Source organism: Micromonospora sp. WMMD714, assembly GCF_029581315.1.
Classification (GTDB): Bacteria; Actinomycetota; Actinomycetes; order Mycobacteriales; family Micromonosporaceae; genus Micromonospora; species Micromonospora rifamycinica.
Map to the genome: position 1 here is coordinate 1,258,409 of NZ_CP120744.1, position 13,408 is coordinate 1,271,816.

At 72.4% G+C, this 13,408-nt stretch carries 12 protein-coding genes; 2 read left to right on the top strand and 10 right to left on the bottom strand.

The window, feature by feature from the left end:
• Position 1 precedes the first annotated feature (1 nt).
• The 6 genes from O7625_RS05685 to O7625_RS05710 all read right to left on the bottom strand — a co-directional run bounded on the left by O7625_RS05685 (position 2) and on the right by O7625_RS05710 (position 8,064).
• Positions 2-1,354: a cellulose binding domain-containing protein gene (locus tag O7625_RS05685; protein ID WP_282344840.1), complete on the bottom strand. Its 1,353-nt coding sequence runs from the start codon at positions 1,352-1,354 to the stop codon at positions 2-4.
• A 63-nt stretch (positions 1,355-1,417) separates the two neighbouring features.
• On the bottom strand, positions 1,418-2,536 hold the full coding sequence (locus tag O7625_RS05690; RefSeq protein ID WP_282344841.1) for a ricin-type beta-trefoil lectin domain protein: 1,119 nt from the start codon (positions 2,534-2,536) through the stop codon (positions 1,418-1,420).
• 288 nt (positions 2,537-2,824) lie between these two features.
• Positions 2,825-3,598 carry a methyltransferase domain-containing protein gene (locus tag O7625_RS05695; RefSeq protein ID WP_282344843.1) on the bottom strand — a complete coding sequence of 258 codons (774 nt, stop codon included), beginning with the start codon at positions 3,596-3,598 and terminating at the stop codon, positions 2,825-2,827.
• Positions 3,599-3,752: 154 nt separating this feature from the next.
• Positions 3,753-5,072, bottom strand: a complete 1,320-nt coding sequence (locus O7625_RS05700) for a PHB depolymerase family esterase (protein WP_084261420.1) — start codon at positions 5,070-5,072, stop codon at positions 3,753-3,755.
• A gap of 171 nt (positions 5,073-5,243) precedes the next feature.
• Positions 5,244-6,962, bottom strand: coding sequence for a PQQ-dependent sugar dehydrogenase (locus O7625_RS05705; RefSeq protein ID WP_282344845.1), 1,719 nt, complete (start codon positions 6,960-6,962; stop codon positions 5,244-5,246).
• Between the two features lie 31 nt (positions 6,963-6,993).
• Positions 6,994-8,064 (bottom strand): SMP-30/gluconolactonase/LRE family protein, encoded by a 1,071-nt coding sequence (locus O7625_RS05710; protein WP_282344847.1) that lies wholly within the window; start codon positions 8,062-8,064, stop codon positions 6,994-6,996.
• A gap of 392 nt (positions 8,065-8,456) precedes the next feature.
• Here O7625_RS05710 and O7625_RS05715 point away from each other — a divergent pair, with 392 nt between their 5' ends.
• On the top strand, positions 8,457-9,281 hold the full coding sequence (locus O7625_RS05715; protein ID WP_282344849.1) for an SAM-dependent methyltransferase: 825 nt from the start codon (positions 8,457-8,459) through the stop codon (positions 9,279-9,281).
• 104 nt (positions 9,282-9,385) lie between these two features.
• Here the strand turns inward: O7625_RS05715 and O7625_RS05720 are convergent, their stop codons facing one another.
• On the bottom strand, positions 9,386-10,189 hold the full coding sequence (locus O7625_RS05720) for a class I SAM-dependent methyltransferase (protein ID WP_282344851.1): 804 nt from the start codon (positions 10,187-10,189) through the stop codon (positions 9,386-9,388).
• Between the two features lie 47 nt (positions 10,190-10,236).
• On the opposite strand from O7625_RS05720, the gene O7625_RS05725 reads away from it, so the two are divergent.
• Positions 10,237-10,827, top strand: coding sequence for a helix-turn-helix transcriptional regulator (locus tag O7625_RS05725; protein WP_282344852.1), 591 nt, complete (start codon positions 10,237-10,239; stop codon positions 10,825-10,827).
• Here O7625_RS05725 and O7625_RS05730 read toward each other — a convergent pair.
• From O7625_RS05730 to O7625_RS05740, 3 genes are all read right to left on the bottom strand, one after another.
• Positions 10,817-10,963, bottom strand: a complete 147-nt coding sequence (locus tag O7625_RS05730; RefSeq protein WP_282344855.1) for a hypothetical protein — start codon at positions 10,961-10,963, stop codon at positions 10,817-10,819. The two genes, O7625_RS05725 and O7625_RS05730, sit on opposite strands and share 11 nt — an antisense overlap.
• A 269-nt stretch (positions 10,964-11,232) precedes the next feature.
• A complete protein-coding gene (locus O7625_RS05735; RefSeq protein WP_282344857.1) occupies positions 11,233-12,015 on the bottom strand; it encodes a hypothetical protein in 783 nt (260 codons plus the stop codon).
• 435 nt (positions 12,016-12,450) lie between these two features.
• Positions 12,451-13,356 carry a 5'/3'-nucleotidase SurE gene (locus tag O7625_RS05740; protein WP_282344858.1) on the bottom strand — a complete coding sequence of 302 codons (906 nt, stop codon included), beginning with the start codon at positions 13,354-13,356 and terminating at the stop codon, positions 12,451-12,453.
• Between the last annotated feature and the right edge of the window lie 52 nt (positions 13,357-13,408).

Here is a 13,408-nt window from a genome sequence, read left to right on the forward strand (position 1 = left end):
GTCAGGGGCTGGTGCAGGTCGGCGACGGGCTGCTCGGGGTTCCGGTGCCGAGGAACCCGAACGTCGTCGAGGTACCCGGGGCGAGCGTGCCGTTGTAGGCGGCGTTACGGACGGTCGCGGTCGTGCCGCTGGTGCTCAGTGTGCCGTTCCAGACCTGGCTGACGCTCTGGCCGGCGCCCAGGTTCCAGCGGACGGTCCAGCCGTCGGTGGCGGTGGTGCCGGCGGTCACCGTGACCTCGGCCTGGAAGCCGCCGGACCACGAGTTGACGGTGCGGTAGGTCGCGGTGCACGCGGTACCGGCGGGCGGGGTGGTCGTGGGCGGCGGCGGGGTGGTGGTGGGCGGCGGCGGCGTGCTGGTGGGCGGCGGGGTCGTGGTGGGCGGCGGCGGGGTGGTGGTGGGCGGCGGGGTCGGCCCGCCCGACGGCACCAGGGGGCAGGTGGAGCTGTACCGCGAGACACCGGTGCTGTCCGCCAGTGGGCAGAGGAACTGCGTGTAGCGGGTGTCGCTGTCCAGGAAGATCTTGAGCCAGGGGATCAGCAGCCGCATCTCGGTCGGGTTCGACCGGGTGAACGAGAGGTGGTCGTTGCCGGCCAGCTCCGCCCAGGCGTGTTCCACGTTGGCGGGCAGGGTGTTGTAGATGCCCTGCACGTAGGAGGGCGTGACGGTGCCGTCGTTCTGGCCCGACAGCAGCAGGGTGGGGACCTGGGTGGTGGACATGTTCAGGTTGTTGCCGGGTGTGCCGGGGGCGAGGCCGACCGCGGTCTTCAGCGACGGCCGCCGGAGCGCCGCCAGGAGCGTCCCGGCCCCGCCCGCGGAGTGGCCCATCACGCCGAGCCGGTTGGCGTCCACCCGGCTGCGCACCGGGCTGGTCCGGGTGAGGTAGTCGAGCCCGGCGAGGAGCTGGGTGGCGCGGGCGTCGGCCCCGTCGGTACGGCTGTTGGTCTCGATCCCGAGCACCACGAAGCCGAAGGACGCCAGCCAGGGGCCCATCCAGGCCTCCTCGTTGGCGAACAGGGCGGAGTAGCCGGGGACGATCGCCACCGCCCCCCAGGTGCCGAGGCTGGTGTCGGTCGGGTAGTAGACGAACCCGCCGTTGAAGCCGTTGCCCGCCGGCACTGTCGCCTGCGTCGTGGCGAACGGCCCCCGGGTGGCGGCCACGCTGGCCAGGGTCGGGTCCGGACCGCGCTGGTACGGGCTGTCCGCCACCGCCGCGTGCGGCGTCGTCGCGGACACCGTCAGGCCGAGGACCACCGCCAGTCCGGCGGTCAGCCACCGGGCCGGGCCGGTCCGGCGGACGGACCGCGTCCGGGGTGCGTCCCCCGGTGCCGGGGGACGCGCTGTCGGTACGTTCATGTCGCGTTTCTCCTTCGATCAGCCGGGCCGTAGCCGGCGGGCGGGCCGTCGCCGGCCGGGTGGCTACCGACGACTCCACTGCTGGTTGGCCTGACCGGTGCAGGTCCACAGGACGAGCTTCGTGCCGTTGGCGGTGCCCTGGTTGTAGGGGTCAAGGCAGAGTCCGGACTGCACGCCGGTGATGGTCCCGTTGGCGTTGACGGTCCACTGCTGGTTGGTGCCGCCGTGGCAGTCGTAGATGGTGACCTGGGTGCCGGGGGTGGTGCCGTAGCCGGCGGCGTCGAGGCACTTGTTGCCGTAGACGGTCAGCGCCCGGCCGGACGTGTAGGTCCACTGCTGGTTGGTGCCGCCGTGGCAGTCCCACAGCTGCAGCTGGAGGCCGTTGGTGGTGGCGGAGCCGGGCACGTCCACGCACCTGCCCGACCGGGTGCCCACGATCGCGGTGGCCTGGCCGCTGCCGTCGCCGCTGCCGGGGTTGCCGATGCTGCCGGGCACCGCCTGCAGGGCGCTGTACCAGCGGGCGGCCATCTTGTCGTAGCCGCCGGCGGTGGGGTGGATGCCGTCGATCAGGTCACCGGTGGTGAGGGCGCTCTGCATGTCGACCAGGTGCACCCGCTTGCCGGCGTTCACCTTGCTCTGCACGATGCCCGGGATCGCCGCGTTGAAGGTGCGCGCGGCTGCCGCCTGGTTGCTGTTGGACAGCGTGATGATCTGCGCGACGAACACCTCGGCGGTGGGCGCGGTGGTGGTGATCCGGTCGATCAGGGTGGAGAGCCGGTTCGGCGCGGTGCTCACGTTGTAGTTCTGGAGGATGTCGTTGGTGCCGATGTGCAGCAGGACGCTCTGCGGCCGTTGGGTGTTCAGCCAGCCGACGATGTTCGCGTCGATCTGGTCGATGCGCCAGCCGGGGTGCCCCTGGTGGTCGTGGTCGCCCAGGCTGGCCGGTCCGTTGAACTGCGAGCCGACGAAGTCCACGGTGTACCGGCCGCCGGCCAGCCGCTGCCAGAGGCCGATCCGGTAGCCGCCCGGCACCTGGGTGCCCTCGGTGATGGAGTCGCCGAGCGGCATCACCCGCGTCCCGCCGTTGGATTCCGCCCGGGCCGGGCCGGTGGGGGTCACCACTCCGGTGACCAGCACACCGAACGCGGCGAGCGCCGCGAGCCATCTTGTCCTCGTTCGCATGGTTCTCTCCCTGGATCGGTGGAGCTGGCCGAGGACGAGGGCCGGGCGGACGGCCGCCGGGGTGGGCCGGCGGCACGTCCGGGGGTGGGCGGCCGAACCCGGCGGCCATCGGTTGCCGGGTCCGGCCGGGACACGCCGGCAGCCACGTCGGCATGGTCGGCGCCGCCTCGGCACGGGACGGTTTGTGAGCGCTAACAGTGACCATTGTAAATTCTTTGTTGCGGCCCGGTCCACCTCGACCCGGATCCGGCGGGCGCGGACCGGCCGGCGACCGGCCCCCGTCGGCCGTCAGCCGGGGACGCGCCCGCTGACCTGCACGAAGTGGAAGCCGTTGACGACCACCCTGGGGTCACCGAACGCCTCGACCGCCGCCGTCAGCTCGGCGTCGGTCAGGCCCTGCCGCACCAGCGCCCCGCGCAGCTGCGGGATGCCGGCCCGCAGCAGCCGGCAGCCCGGCCCACCGCCGTGCCAGCTCTCCGCCTGCGTCCGGGACCGCACCCCGGTCAGCCCCGCCTCGGCGAAGGCCGTCGGTGCCCGGTGCGCCCAGTCCAGGTCCATCCCGCTGGCCACCAGGGCCGCCACGTGGGCGGCCAGGTAGCGGTTCAGCAGACCGGTGGTCGCCTCGTCCGGCGCGTACCGCACGAAACTCCCCGGAGCGAGGGTGAACTCACCGATGAGCAGGTCGCCCCCCGGCCGCAGGGCGGCGGTCATCCGGCGCAGCGCCTCCTCCCGCCGGGGCAGGTGACCCAGGAGCAGCCGGGCGTGCACCAGGTCGAAGCCGACCGGCGGCTCGTCGGCGACGATGTCGTGGCGGCGGACGACCAGCCCGGGACGGGCCGGAACGTGTTGCGGCGCGATGTCCGTGGCGACCACCTCGGCACCCTGCCCTACCAGCCAGGTCGCGATGCTCCCCGCCCCGGCGGCCACCTCCAGGCAGCGACGACCGGCCAGCCCGCCCAGCTCGCCGAGCGCCGCCCGGGTGTGCCCGTCGAGCAGGTCCGCCAGCGCGGAGTGGTGGTCGGTGGCCTGCTCGCTCGCGTTGTCGAACGCGTAACCCCTCATGGTCGTCCCGTCTTCGTCGTGGCATCGACACGGACGCTCCACTGTGCCTCCCGACGGCCCCGGGTGCACCTCCCCCACCACCGGGCACGCCGCCCCACGACCAGGTGCGCCGCCCCACGACGGGGAGACGCACCCGTGGCTGCGGTGGGGTGGCTCAGCTCCGCAGCGCCCACCGCTGGTTGGCCTGGCCGTTGCAGGACCACAGGATGATCCTGGTGCCGTTGCCGGTGCCGGCGGCGTTGGCGTCCAGGCACAACCCGGACTGCGCGTTGGTGACGGTGCCGTTGGCGTTGACGTTCCACTGCTGGTTGGCGCCGCCGTGGCAGTCCCAGATGATCACCGGGGTGCCGTTGCCGGTGCCCGACCCGCTGGCGTCCAGACACTTGGTGCCGTACACCGTCAGCTGACGCCCCGACGTGCGGGTCCACCGCTGCCCGGCACCGCCCGCGCAGTCCCAGAGCTGGGTCTGCACGCCGTTGGTGGTGCTGGCGTTCGGCACCTCCAGACAGCGACCCGACTGCTCGCCGACGACGGTGACCCCGCCCGCCGGAGTGGTCGGCGTGGGGGTGGGGGTCGGCGTGGTCGGGGTGGGGGTCGGCGTGGTCGACGGGGCGTCGAGGCCGAGGAAGGAGATGGCGTACGCGATCTGACCGGCCTGCGGCAGCTCGTGGCCCACCCCGCTGATGCTGATGCCCTCCACCGTCGCCCGGGTGCCGGTGTCGCCGTACCGGGTCCTGGTCCAGTTCGACTGCGGGCGGTCGGTGAACGCCGGCGTCTGGCTCAACCCGGACAGGTTGGTCCACTGTTTGATCTCTTCACCGAAGTTCACGTACGACAGGGTGGTGTCGGTGGTCCCGTGCAGGAACTGCATCCGGGGGTACCGGCCCGTGTAGCCGGGATACATCGCGCGGGCGGCGTCGCCCCACTGCTGGGCGGTCTTGGTGAGCTGGCCGCCGGCACACTGGCCGTTCCAGGTGTTGGTGCTGCTGCCGGTGGCGAAACAGGTGGCCGGCACTCCGCTGAACGACGATCCGGCGGCGAACACGTCCGGGTACTGCGCCGCCATCACGTTGGTCATCATCGCCCCGGAGGAGAAGCCGCTGACGAACACCCGGGACGGGTCGACGTTGTGCCGCTGCTTGGCGTAGTTGACCATCGAGATGACGCCGTCGGAGTCGCTGCCGCCGCCCCGCCGCAGCCCCTGCGGCGAGTACACGTCGAAGCACTTGCTGCTGCGGGTGACCTCCGGCAGCACGATCACGTAGCCGTACCGGTCGGCGGCGGTGACGTAGTCACGCCCGTTGCCGTTGAAGATCGCCGGGCCGGAGCCGCCACAGTAGTGGATCAGCACCAGCAGCGCCGGGCGCGGCGCCACGTTGTCGGGCACGTAGAGGTACATGTTCAGGCCGCTCGGGTTGTTGCCGAAGTTGGTGACCTGGGTCAGCGATGCCGCCGCGGCCGGTTGCGCCGTCATCAGCACGGTCATCGCCAGCAACGGCACGACCGCGCCGACCACGGCCGTCACCGCCTTGAGTAGACGTCTCACGGGCAGGGTCTCCGATCCGGGGACGGGGGCGGTACGGTCGCCGACCGGCAGGTCGACGACCGCACCGCAGGTGGTGGGGTTGGTGGTGCCGGTCCGGGGCTACCGGCCCAGGGTCACCTTGAGGATCCGCTCGTTGCTGTTGTTCGGGACGCTGTCCTTGTCGCCGCCGGTGCTCGTGGTCAGCCACAGGTTCCCGTCGAGCGTCGGCTCGACCGTCCGCAGCCGGGTGTACGTGCCGACGAAGTACTGCTGCACGTCGGTGAGCGTGTTTCCGCTGATCACGGCCCGGTACATCCGGTTGCCCCGCAGGCAGGCGAGATACAGCACGTCCCGGACGATGGCCAGCCCGCTGCACGACGCCTCGGCCACCGGGTAGGTGCGTACGGGCGCGACGAAGTTCGGGTTGGCGCAGCTGCCCGTGGTGCCCTCGCACGCCGGCCACCCGTAGTTGCCGCCCCGGACGATGATGTTGGTCTCGTCCATCACGTTGTTGCCGAACTCCTGCTCGAAGAGCCGGCCCCGGGAGTCGAACGCCAGCCCCTGCGGGTTGCGGTGCCCGTAGCTCCAGACCGCGTTGCCGAACGGGTTGTCGGACGGCACGGTGCCGTCGGGGCGGATCCGGAGCACCTTGCCGCCCAGGTCGTTGACGTCCTGGGCGCGGTCCGGGCTCTGCCCGTCACCGGTGGCGGCGTAGAGCATCCCGTCCGGGCCGAACCGCAGCCGCCCGCCGTTGTGGTACTTGTTGCGCGGGATGCCGGTCAGCAGCACCTGCACCGAGCTGGTCTGCAGCGTCCCGTCGTACCGGATCCGGACGATCCGGTTGTCGGTCGTGGTGGTGTGGTAGATGTACAGCCACCGGTCGGTGGCGAAGCTCGACGACACGGCCAGACCGAGCACCCCGCCCTCGCCGTTGGTGCCGGCGACGTTGGGCACCGTGCCGATGCTGCGCTTGTTGGTGCCGTCCGGGTTCATCGCGACCACGTCGAACAGGTCACGCCGCCCGTAGAGCACGGTGCCGTCGGGTAGCTGCACCAGCCCCCACGGCAGGTCCCGCTCGGTGGTGACCACTGTGGTGCCGCAGACCGGGCTGGTGCAGGTCGACCCGGTGCGGACGGTCACCGCGCTGCTCGCCGCCGAGGTGTTGCCCTGCGCGTCCCGGGCGACGACCGTGTACCGGTACTCGGTGTCGGCGGTCAGCCCGGTGTCGGTGAACGTGGTCACCGGCGGGTTGGTGGCCGTGCCGGTGACCGAGCCGACGGTCACCCCGTCGCGCAGGACGTCATACCGGGTGACGGCGACGTTGTCGGTGGCGGCCGTCCAGGTCAGGGTGACGTCCGTGCCGTTGGCGGTGGCGGCGAGGTTGGTCGGGGTGGTGGGCCGCTGGGTGTCCGACTGGCAGAACGGCGGCGTGACGGGGAGCGTGGCGCTGGCCTGCGACACGTTGCCGGCGGCGTCCCGGGCGTTGACGTACCAGCCCCAGGTGACGCCCTGCGCGACGGTGAGGGTGGCGGTCAGCGTCCGGCCGGGAACCGAGGTGACCAGCTGCCCGTCGTGGTAGACGTCGTAGTACGCCACGCCGACGTCGTCCCGGGACGCCGACCAGGTCAGCGTGACGGACTGACAGCTCAGCCTGCTGCTGCGCAGGTTGGTCGGCGGGGTGGGCGCCCGGGTGTCGGCGGCGAGCCGGCCGACGGCAGCCGTGGCCTGCGTCACCGTGGGTGGGCCGGCGGTGGCGGTCGGGGCGACCGCGACGGTGCCGGCGACGGTCAACGCGGCGAGGACGGCGAGCCGGCGGGTGTGGGGTGGACTGGTACGCACGCGATACGTCCCTTCCTGGGGAACCTGGTGGTCAGTACGGGTAGCCGGGCACGTTGAGTCGCACGCTGTACAGACCGGAGTCGTTGGTGCGGCCCGAGGTGACGTAGAGGGTCCGCCGGTCGGATCCGCCGAACGCCACGTTGGTGGTGCCCGAGGAGCCGGAGCGGATCGTGCCGAGCTGGGTGCCGGTGGGCGAGTAGACGTGCACCAGACCGTCGCCTCCCGAGGTCCAGTACACGTTTCCGGCGCAGTCGATCGTGCCGCCGTCCGGGCCGCCGACGTAGTTGACGAACACGCTGCGCGGGCCGGTGCTGCCGTCGGGCTGGACGGCGTACTTGTAGATCTTGTTCTCGCCGTAGGCACCGACGTAGAGGGTGCCGCCGTCCGGGGAGAGGGCGATACCGTTGGGCTGCCGCAGCGCGTCGTCGACGAGCGACACCTGGCCGCCCGAGACGCGGAAGACGCTGGTCCGCCCGCTCATCTGGTCGGGGCGGTTGCCGCGCTGGAAGTTGGGGTCGGTGAAGTAGACGACGCCGTCCGAGCGGACCGCCACGTCGTTCGGCGAGTTGAACGCCCGCCCCTGGTAGTTGCCGGCCACCACGCCTCGGGCCAGGTTGTCGAGCCGGTACGTCGAGACGCTGCGCTGGTCGTGCGTGGCGGCGACGAGCTGCTGCCCGTCCGGGGTGAGCGCGAGCCCGTTGCTGCCCGCGTTGGGGAGGAACGTGTCGAAGGTGGCCGGTGGGGTGAACCGCCGGATCGTCGACGGCTGGACGTACTCCGACCCGGTGGCCGCGCCCATGTCGGAGAAGAGCAGGTAGCCCCGGTCGGCGATCCAGACGGGTCCTTCGAGGAAGGAGAAACCGCCGCGGATCTTCGTGGCCACGACCGAGGTGGCGGGCAGCGGCGGGCCGTACCCGGTCCCGGACGGGCAGACGCCGGGCGGTGCCCCGGGCGGCCCGGCCAGTGACCCGGCTCCGCTGTGACCGTTCACATCGACGGCCCGAACCAGCGGCGCGGCAGGGGCGGCCACGTTCGCCGGAACGGCGGCGGGCAGGGCGAGCAGGAGACCGGCCAGCGCGGTGGTGGCGGGGTGCAGGACCATCGATGACTCCGATCGGCGGGCGACCCGCCGTCGGCGGCGGTCGCGGTGGTGTTACCGGCTTAATCTAACTGTATCGATATATCCCTCGGCAGCATAAGCGAGGATCCGCTGGCCCGCACGGGTTCCGAGCCGCCGCCCACCCCCGGAGCCGACCTCCCCGAAAGCCCGCGCCGGATCGACTGTGGAGGGCGCGACGGGTCGGTCTCCCAGGTCGGCGGGCGTCCGTGCCAGGTTGTTGACACCGCCGGAATCGACGTTTGGGAGCGCGCTCATCTACCCTCAGGGCACATCCGGCCCACCGTCGTGGGCCGACATCGATTCGGCAGCCATGAGTGTCCTGGTCTCCCCGCCAATCCGTGACCGCCATGGCCCTGTTCGGAGGGATCGAAGCGTTGACGAGCGAGAAGGCGGCGCCGCCGGGCGTCGACACCACCCGGCCCAGCATCGCCCGGGTCTACGACTACTACCTCGGCGGCAAGGACAACTTCGCGGTCGACCGGCACGCCGCGCAGATGGCGATGCAGGTCACCCCGGACGGCCCGGAGGCGGGGCGGGCCTGTCGGGCGTTCCTGCGCCGATCGGTCCGGTACCTGGCCGCCGAGGCGGGCATCCGCCAGTTCCTGGACCTCGGATCCGGGCTGCCCACCCGGGGCAACGTGCACGAGATCGCCCACCGGGTCGACCCGGACACCCGGGTGGTCTACGTGGACAACGACCCGATGGCCCTCGCGCACGGCCGCGCCCTGCTCGCCGACGCCCGGACCACCACCGTCGTGGGGGCTGACGTCCGGCAGCCGGAGGAGTTGCTGGCGGAGCTGCGCGAGCGCCGGCTCATCGACTTCGACCAGCCGGTCGGACTGCTGCTCCTGGCGATCCTGCACCACCTCAACGACGAGGACGACCCGGCCGGTGTCGCCCGGCGGCTCATCGCCGCCCTGCCCGCCGGCAGCTACCTGGCCATCTCGCACTTCTACGACCCGGGCGAGTCACAGCCGGAGGTGTCCGAGCGAGCCCGGGCGGTGGAGAAGATCTTCAACGAGACCCTCGGCACCGGTCGCTGGCGTACCCGTGACGAGATCCTGGGCTTCTTCGGCGACCTGGAGCTGCTGCCGCCGGGGCTGGTCCCGTTGGCCGAGTGGCAGCCGGACGGCGAGGACGACAGCAGGCAGACCACCACCTACCACACCATCGTCGGTGGGGTGGCCCGCAAGCTCTGAGACAGGCCGCGGCGGGAGCGGCGGGGCACCGGGCGAACACGCCCCGCCCCCGCCGCACCCGGCCCGGGGCACCGCACCCGCCGCCGGCACGACCCGCGGCGGGACTACCCGGGCGGGTGCACCGCGCGGCGGCCCAACCACACCGTCCGTTCGGCGCGGACGCTCAGGTCGGGCCGGCCCGGCAGGCTCTCGACCAGCTCGTCCAGGGCGGCGAGTTCGCGGGGGGAGAGCCGCTCCTGGAGTCCGTGGCGCATCCGGCCCAGGCAGACCTGCGCGTAGCGGATGGCGGCGGCGGACAGCGGCGGGCGCAGGTCGATGTCGAAGTGCCGCTCGATCACCGCGGTGAAGCCGACCTGCTCCATCCGGTGCCCCCAGGGCTCGTGCATGTGCATGCCGGCCTCGTGCCGACGCTTCGCCGCCTCGGCGTGACCGCGCGACTCCAGCTCCTCGTCCGGCGTGCCGGTGAGGAACCGGGGGAACGACTCCAACTCGACGATCACCAGCAGCCCGCCCGGCCGCAACGCACGGAATGCCGAGGCGACCGCCGCCGCCGGATCGGCCAGGTGGTGCATCGACGCGGCGGCGAAGATCACCTCGACCGGTCCGAGGTCGGGCCAGGGTCGGTCGAGGTCGGCGTCGACGGTACGGATCCGGTCGGCCAGTCCGGCGGCGTCGGCACGCGCCCGCAGGTGGGCGAGCATCTCCGGGGACTGGTCGACCGCGGTGACGGTGGCACCGGGGAGCTGCCGGGCCAGGGCGAGGGAGGCGGTGCCGCTGCCCGCACCGAGGTCGACGACGCGGGGTCGCTCGGCGGCCTCGCGGCCGACCCAGCCGACCAGGTCGTGGACGTAGTCGTGCAGCACCTCCGCGTCCAGGTCGAGCAGCTCGATCAGGGAGTCATGTGACATAAGGCAACGGTAGCCCCCTCATGCCTCTGGGGCATAGCATCTTGCCTATGACGCAAGACAAGGATCTGGAGACCCTGGTACGCCAGCGGATCCGCAGCCTGCGGACGGCCCGGGGCTGGTCGCTGGACGAGCTGGCCCACCGCTGCCTGATCAGCCCGTCCACGCTCAGCCGGATCGAGACCGGGCACCGACGGGTCGCCCTGGACCAGATCGCCACCATCGCCCGGGTGCTGGGCATCACCCTCGACCGGCTGGTCGAGGGTGACACCGACGACGACGTGGTGATCCGTCCGCACTGCGACGAGGACCGGGGCGTCACCACCTGGCTGCTCTCCCGGGACCGTCACCAGACCGTCGCCAAGATGCGGATCAACCGGGAGGTGCCCACGGACCTGCGGGTGCACCCGGGACGGGACTGGTTCACCGTGCTCTCCGGCACGATCGAGCTGCGGCTGGGCGAGCGGACGATCCTCGTCGGCACCAACGAGGCAGCCGAGTTCTCCACCCTGGTCCCGCACGCCTTCGGCGCCCACGGCGGCCCGGCGGAGATCCTCTGCATCCTCGACCACGACGGGGAGCGCAGCCACCTCGGCCCGCACCGCACTCCCCCGGACCGTCCGGCGGCAGCTACGCCGTGATCACCGGCCAGGCGTAGGCCAGCAGGGCGCACGCCGCCCCGAGCATCCCGAGCGAGAAACCCCGGGTGGGGATGGGCAGCGCGGCGAGCACGAGCAGGATGACCGCGACGACGTAGAGAAACGCCTGCACCGACATGGGAGTCTCCTCGGGAGGTTGGCTGATGGCGGTGCGATCACTACCCCGGCCGACCCGGCCGGGAAACCCCCGCCCGCACCGCGGCCGCCCCGCCCGACCGAGCCGGGTGGGAGTCCCCGCTCCGGACAGGACGACGGATCATCGTCCTGTCCGGACGGTCGAGCCCTGCACGTCGGTCCGGCCCGGACGGTCGAGCCGGGTGCGTCGATCCGCCCCCGGACGGTCGAGCCGCGCACGTCGGTCCGGCCCGGACGGTCGAGCCGGGCGGCTCAGCAGCCGAGGCGCTTCGTGGAGAGGGCGATGTCGTCGATCCAGAGGTCGAACGCACCCGGCGTGGTGCCGCCCTGGTAGAGCTGCCAGCCGATCTTCACGGTGTCGACCGTCGGCAGCACGAACGGGACGTCGTTGCCCCCGTGCTCGGTGGTGGAGGCGGTCAGCTCCGGGTTCGCCACCCCGTCGATCCACACCGCGACACGGTTGTCGGTCGGGTCGAACTTCCACTCGAAGCACTGCCACTCGTCCTCGGTGACCGGGGCGGACTCCCGCCAGTTGGTCCAGTCGCCGGTCGGGCCGCCGTCGGCGCCCACCCCCCAGAAGGTGCCGGGGACCGTGGGCGCGTACTGCCCGCCGATCGGACGGACGACCTCCGCGCTGCCGCTGCCGGTCGCCTCCACCAGGGTGAAGTGTGCCCAGTCGGGGGCGGTGGGGAAGGCGTCGACGCGCAGGCGCAGCCGACCGTAGAAGCGGTTGCCGGGGGCGGCGAAGTCGTCGACCCGCAGGAACGCGCGTCCGTTGTCGACGGTGTGCAGGTGCAGGACCTGGTTGCCGTGCCGGGCACGCTCGACGGTGAGCGTGCCGTTGCGGGTGTCGACGCCCCACTTCAGCGTGCTGGGGCCACCCTGGGGCAGCCGCTCGAAGTCCTCACAGAAGAGCAGGCCACGGGGGCACGAGCGCGGGGCGGAACCGGCCGCGTCAGCCGTACCGGCCGGGACGCTGCCGGCCGTGGTGCCGAGAATCAGGGCGGCGGTGAAGACCGCGAGGAAACTGCGCATGGTCGTCCTCCATGACATCGCGTTCACGCCCCGGGGGCGGGAAGCAGAACGGGCTCCCGAGCGTCGCTCGTCCCGGTGCCGGCCGCAGGACGTCGACAGGCGTCGGACGTCTCCGGCCGCCGACGGTCGAGCGTCTCGGTGGTCGCGGAAAGGTGTGGCGGGGTCACGGACGGCGGGACGTCGACAGCCCGTCGTCGTGGCGACGACCCGGCAGGTCGCGGCAGGTACGCCGAGAAGGCGCGTTGCCGGCCTGCGCTGCTCCCGCGCTCACCGTTCCCAGCGCGGTTGCCCCCACACTGCGGTGATCACAGCCATTCCAGCATGTCGATACGTGCTCGGGCAACATCGACCGGGTGCCCGGATGGCGACACCGGGCGGGCGACCCGGCGGCGCGGCCGGGAGCCCGCCGGGGAGAGCGGCCGGGAGCCCGGCGCATCACGGCGCGAGCCGCTCCAGGAAGCGCAGCCGGGCCGTCCCGCGCGGGTTCGCGCTGAGGTCGACGTCGAACGGGGTGATGCTGATCCTGCCGGCCTGCAGGGCGCTCCAGTCGCTGCCGGGGGCGGGGGTGCCCGTCGGCCCGCCGATCGACAGGGCGTACGTCCCGGGCTGGCCGGGTGCCCCGGTGGTGTTGGTGAACCCGAAGCGGAGGTAGCCGTTGCGGTCCATCCGGGTCAGGCTCGTACCGGTGACCGCCGTGGCGCCGGGGTAGTTGATGTTCAGGCCGAGGCCCTCGGGCAGGAGGGCGCCGCCCCGGGCGTCGCGGGCCAGCGCCGCCACGACGTCACTGGTGTACGCGGCGACCGTGTCCTTGAGCGCCAGCGACTGGTCGACGGTCTTGCCGTCGATGCTGACCGCGATCGCCGGGACGTCGTTCTCCAGGGCGGCGATGGCCGCACCGACGGTGCCGGAGTGGTTGGCGACCGTGGTGTAGTTCCCGCCCGGGTTGATCCCGGAGACCACCAGGTCGGGCGGTGCGCTGCGGAACAGGGCGTCGAGACCGACGATCACCGCGTCGCTGGGGGTGCCCGTCACGGTCCACACCCGGGGCTCGGGGTTGGCCAGGTTCACCGTCGGATAGGTGATCAACGTGCCGGTGCCGCTCTGGTTGGTCGCCGGGGCGACCACCGTCACGTCGTGGCCGTCGGCGACCAGGGCGTCGCGGAGGGCCACGATCATCGGGGTGCTCGCTCCCCCCGGCCCGATCCAGCCGTCGTCATTGGTGATCATGATGTGGAGCCGACGGGGCTGGGGTTGGGTCTGGGGGGCGGGCTGGTCGCCGGGCTTGGCCGCCGCGTCCAGGGACGGGACCAGGACCAGGGCGAGAGTCAGGGCGAGTGGCATGAGACGACGCGCGGTGCGCAAGGCAACTCCTCTTCGAGGCCCCGGCCCGGGA

Excerpts from the sequence above, each read along its gene's own strand:
- O7625_RS05710 (WP_282344847.1), bottom strand. The coding sequence starts at position 8,064 with ATGGTCCTGCACCCCGCCACCACCGCGCTGGCCGGTCTCCTGCTCGCC.
- O7625_RS05730 (WP_282344855.1), bottom strand. The coding sequence starts at position 10,963 with ATGTCGGTGCAGGCGTTTCTCTACGTCGTCGCGGTCATCCTGCTCGTG.
- O7625_RS05695 (WP_282344843.1), bottom strand. The coding sequence starts at position 3,598 with ATGAGGGGTTACGCGTTCGACAACGCGAGCGAGCAGGCCACCGACCAC.
- O7625_RS05725 (WP_282344852.1), top strand. The coding sequence starts at position 10,237 with ATGACGCAAGACAAGGATCTGGAGACCCTGGTACGCCAGCGGATCCGC.
- O7625_RS05720 (WP_282344851.1), bottom strand. The coding sequence starts at position 10,189 with ATGTCACATGACTCCCTGATCGAGCTGCTCGACCTGGACGCGGAGGTG.
- O7625_RS05685 (WP_282344840.1), bottom strand. The coding sequence starts at position 1,354 with ATGAACGTACCGACAGCGCGTCCCCCGGCACCGGGGGACGCACCCCGG.
- O7625_RS05690 (WP_282344841.1), bottom strand. The coding sequence starts at position 2,536 with ATGCGAACGAGGACAAGATGGCTCGCGGCGCTCGCCGCGTTCGGTGTG.
- O7625_RS05735 (WP_282344857.1), bottom strand. The coding sequence starts at position 12,015 with ATGCGCAGTTTCCTCGCGGTCTTCACCGCCGCCCTGATTCTCGGCACC.
- O7625_RS05700 (WP_084261420.1), bottom strand. The coding sequence starts at position 5,072 with ATGACGGCGCAACCGGCCGCGGCGGCATCGCTGACCCAGGTCACCAAC.
- O7625_RS05740 (WP_282344858.1), bottom strand. The coding sequence starts at position 13,356 with ATGCCACTCGCCCTGACTCTCGCCCTGGTCCTGGTCCCGTCCCTGGAC.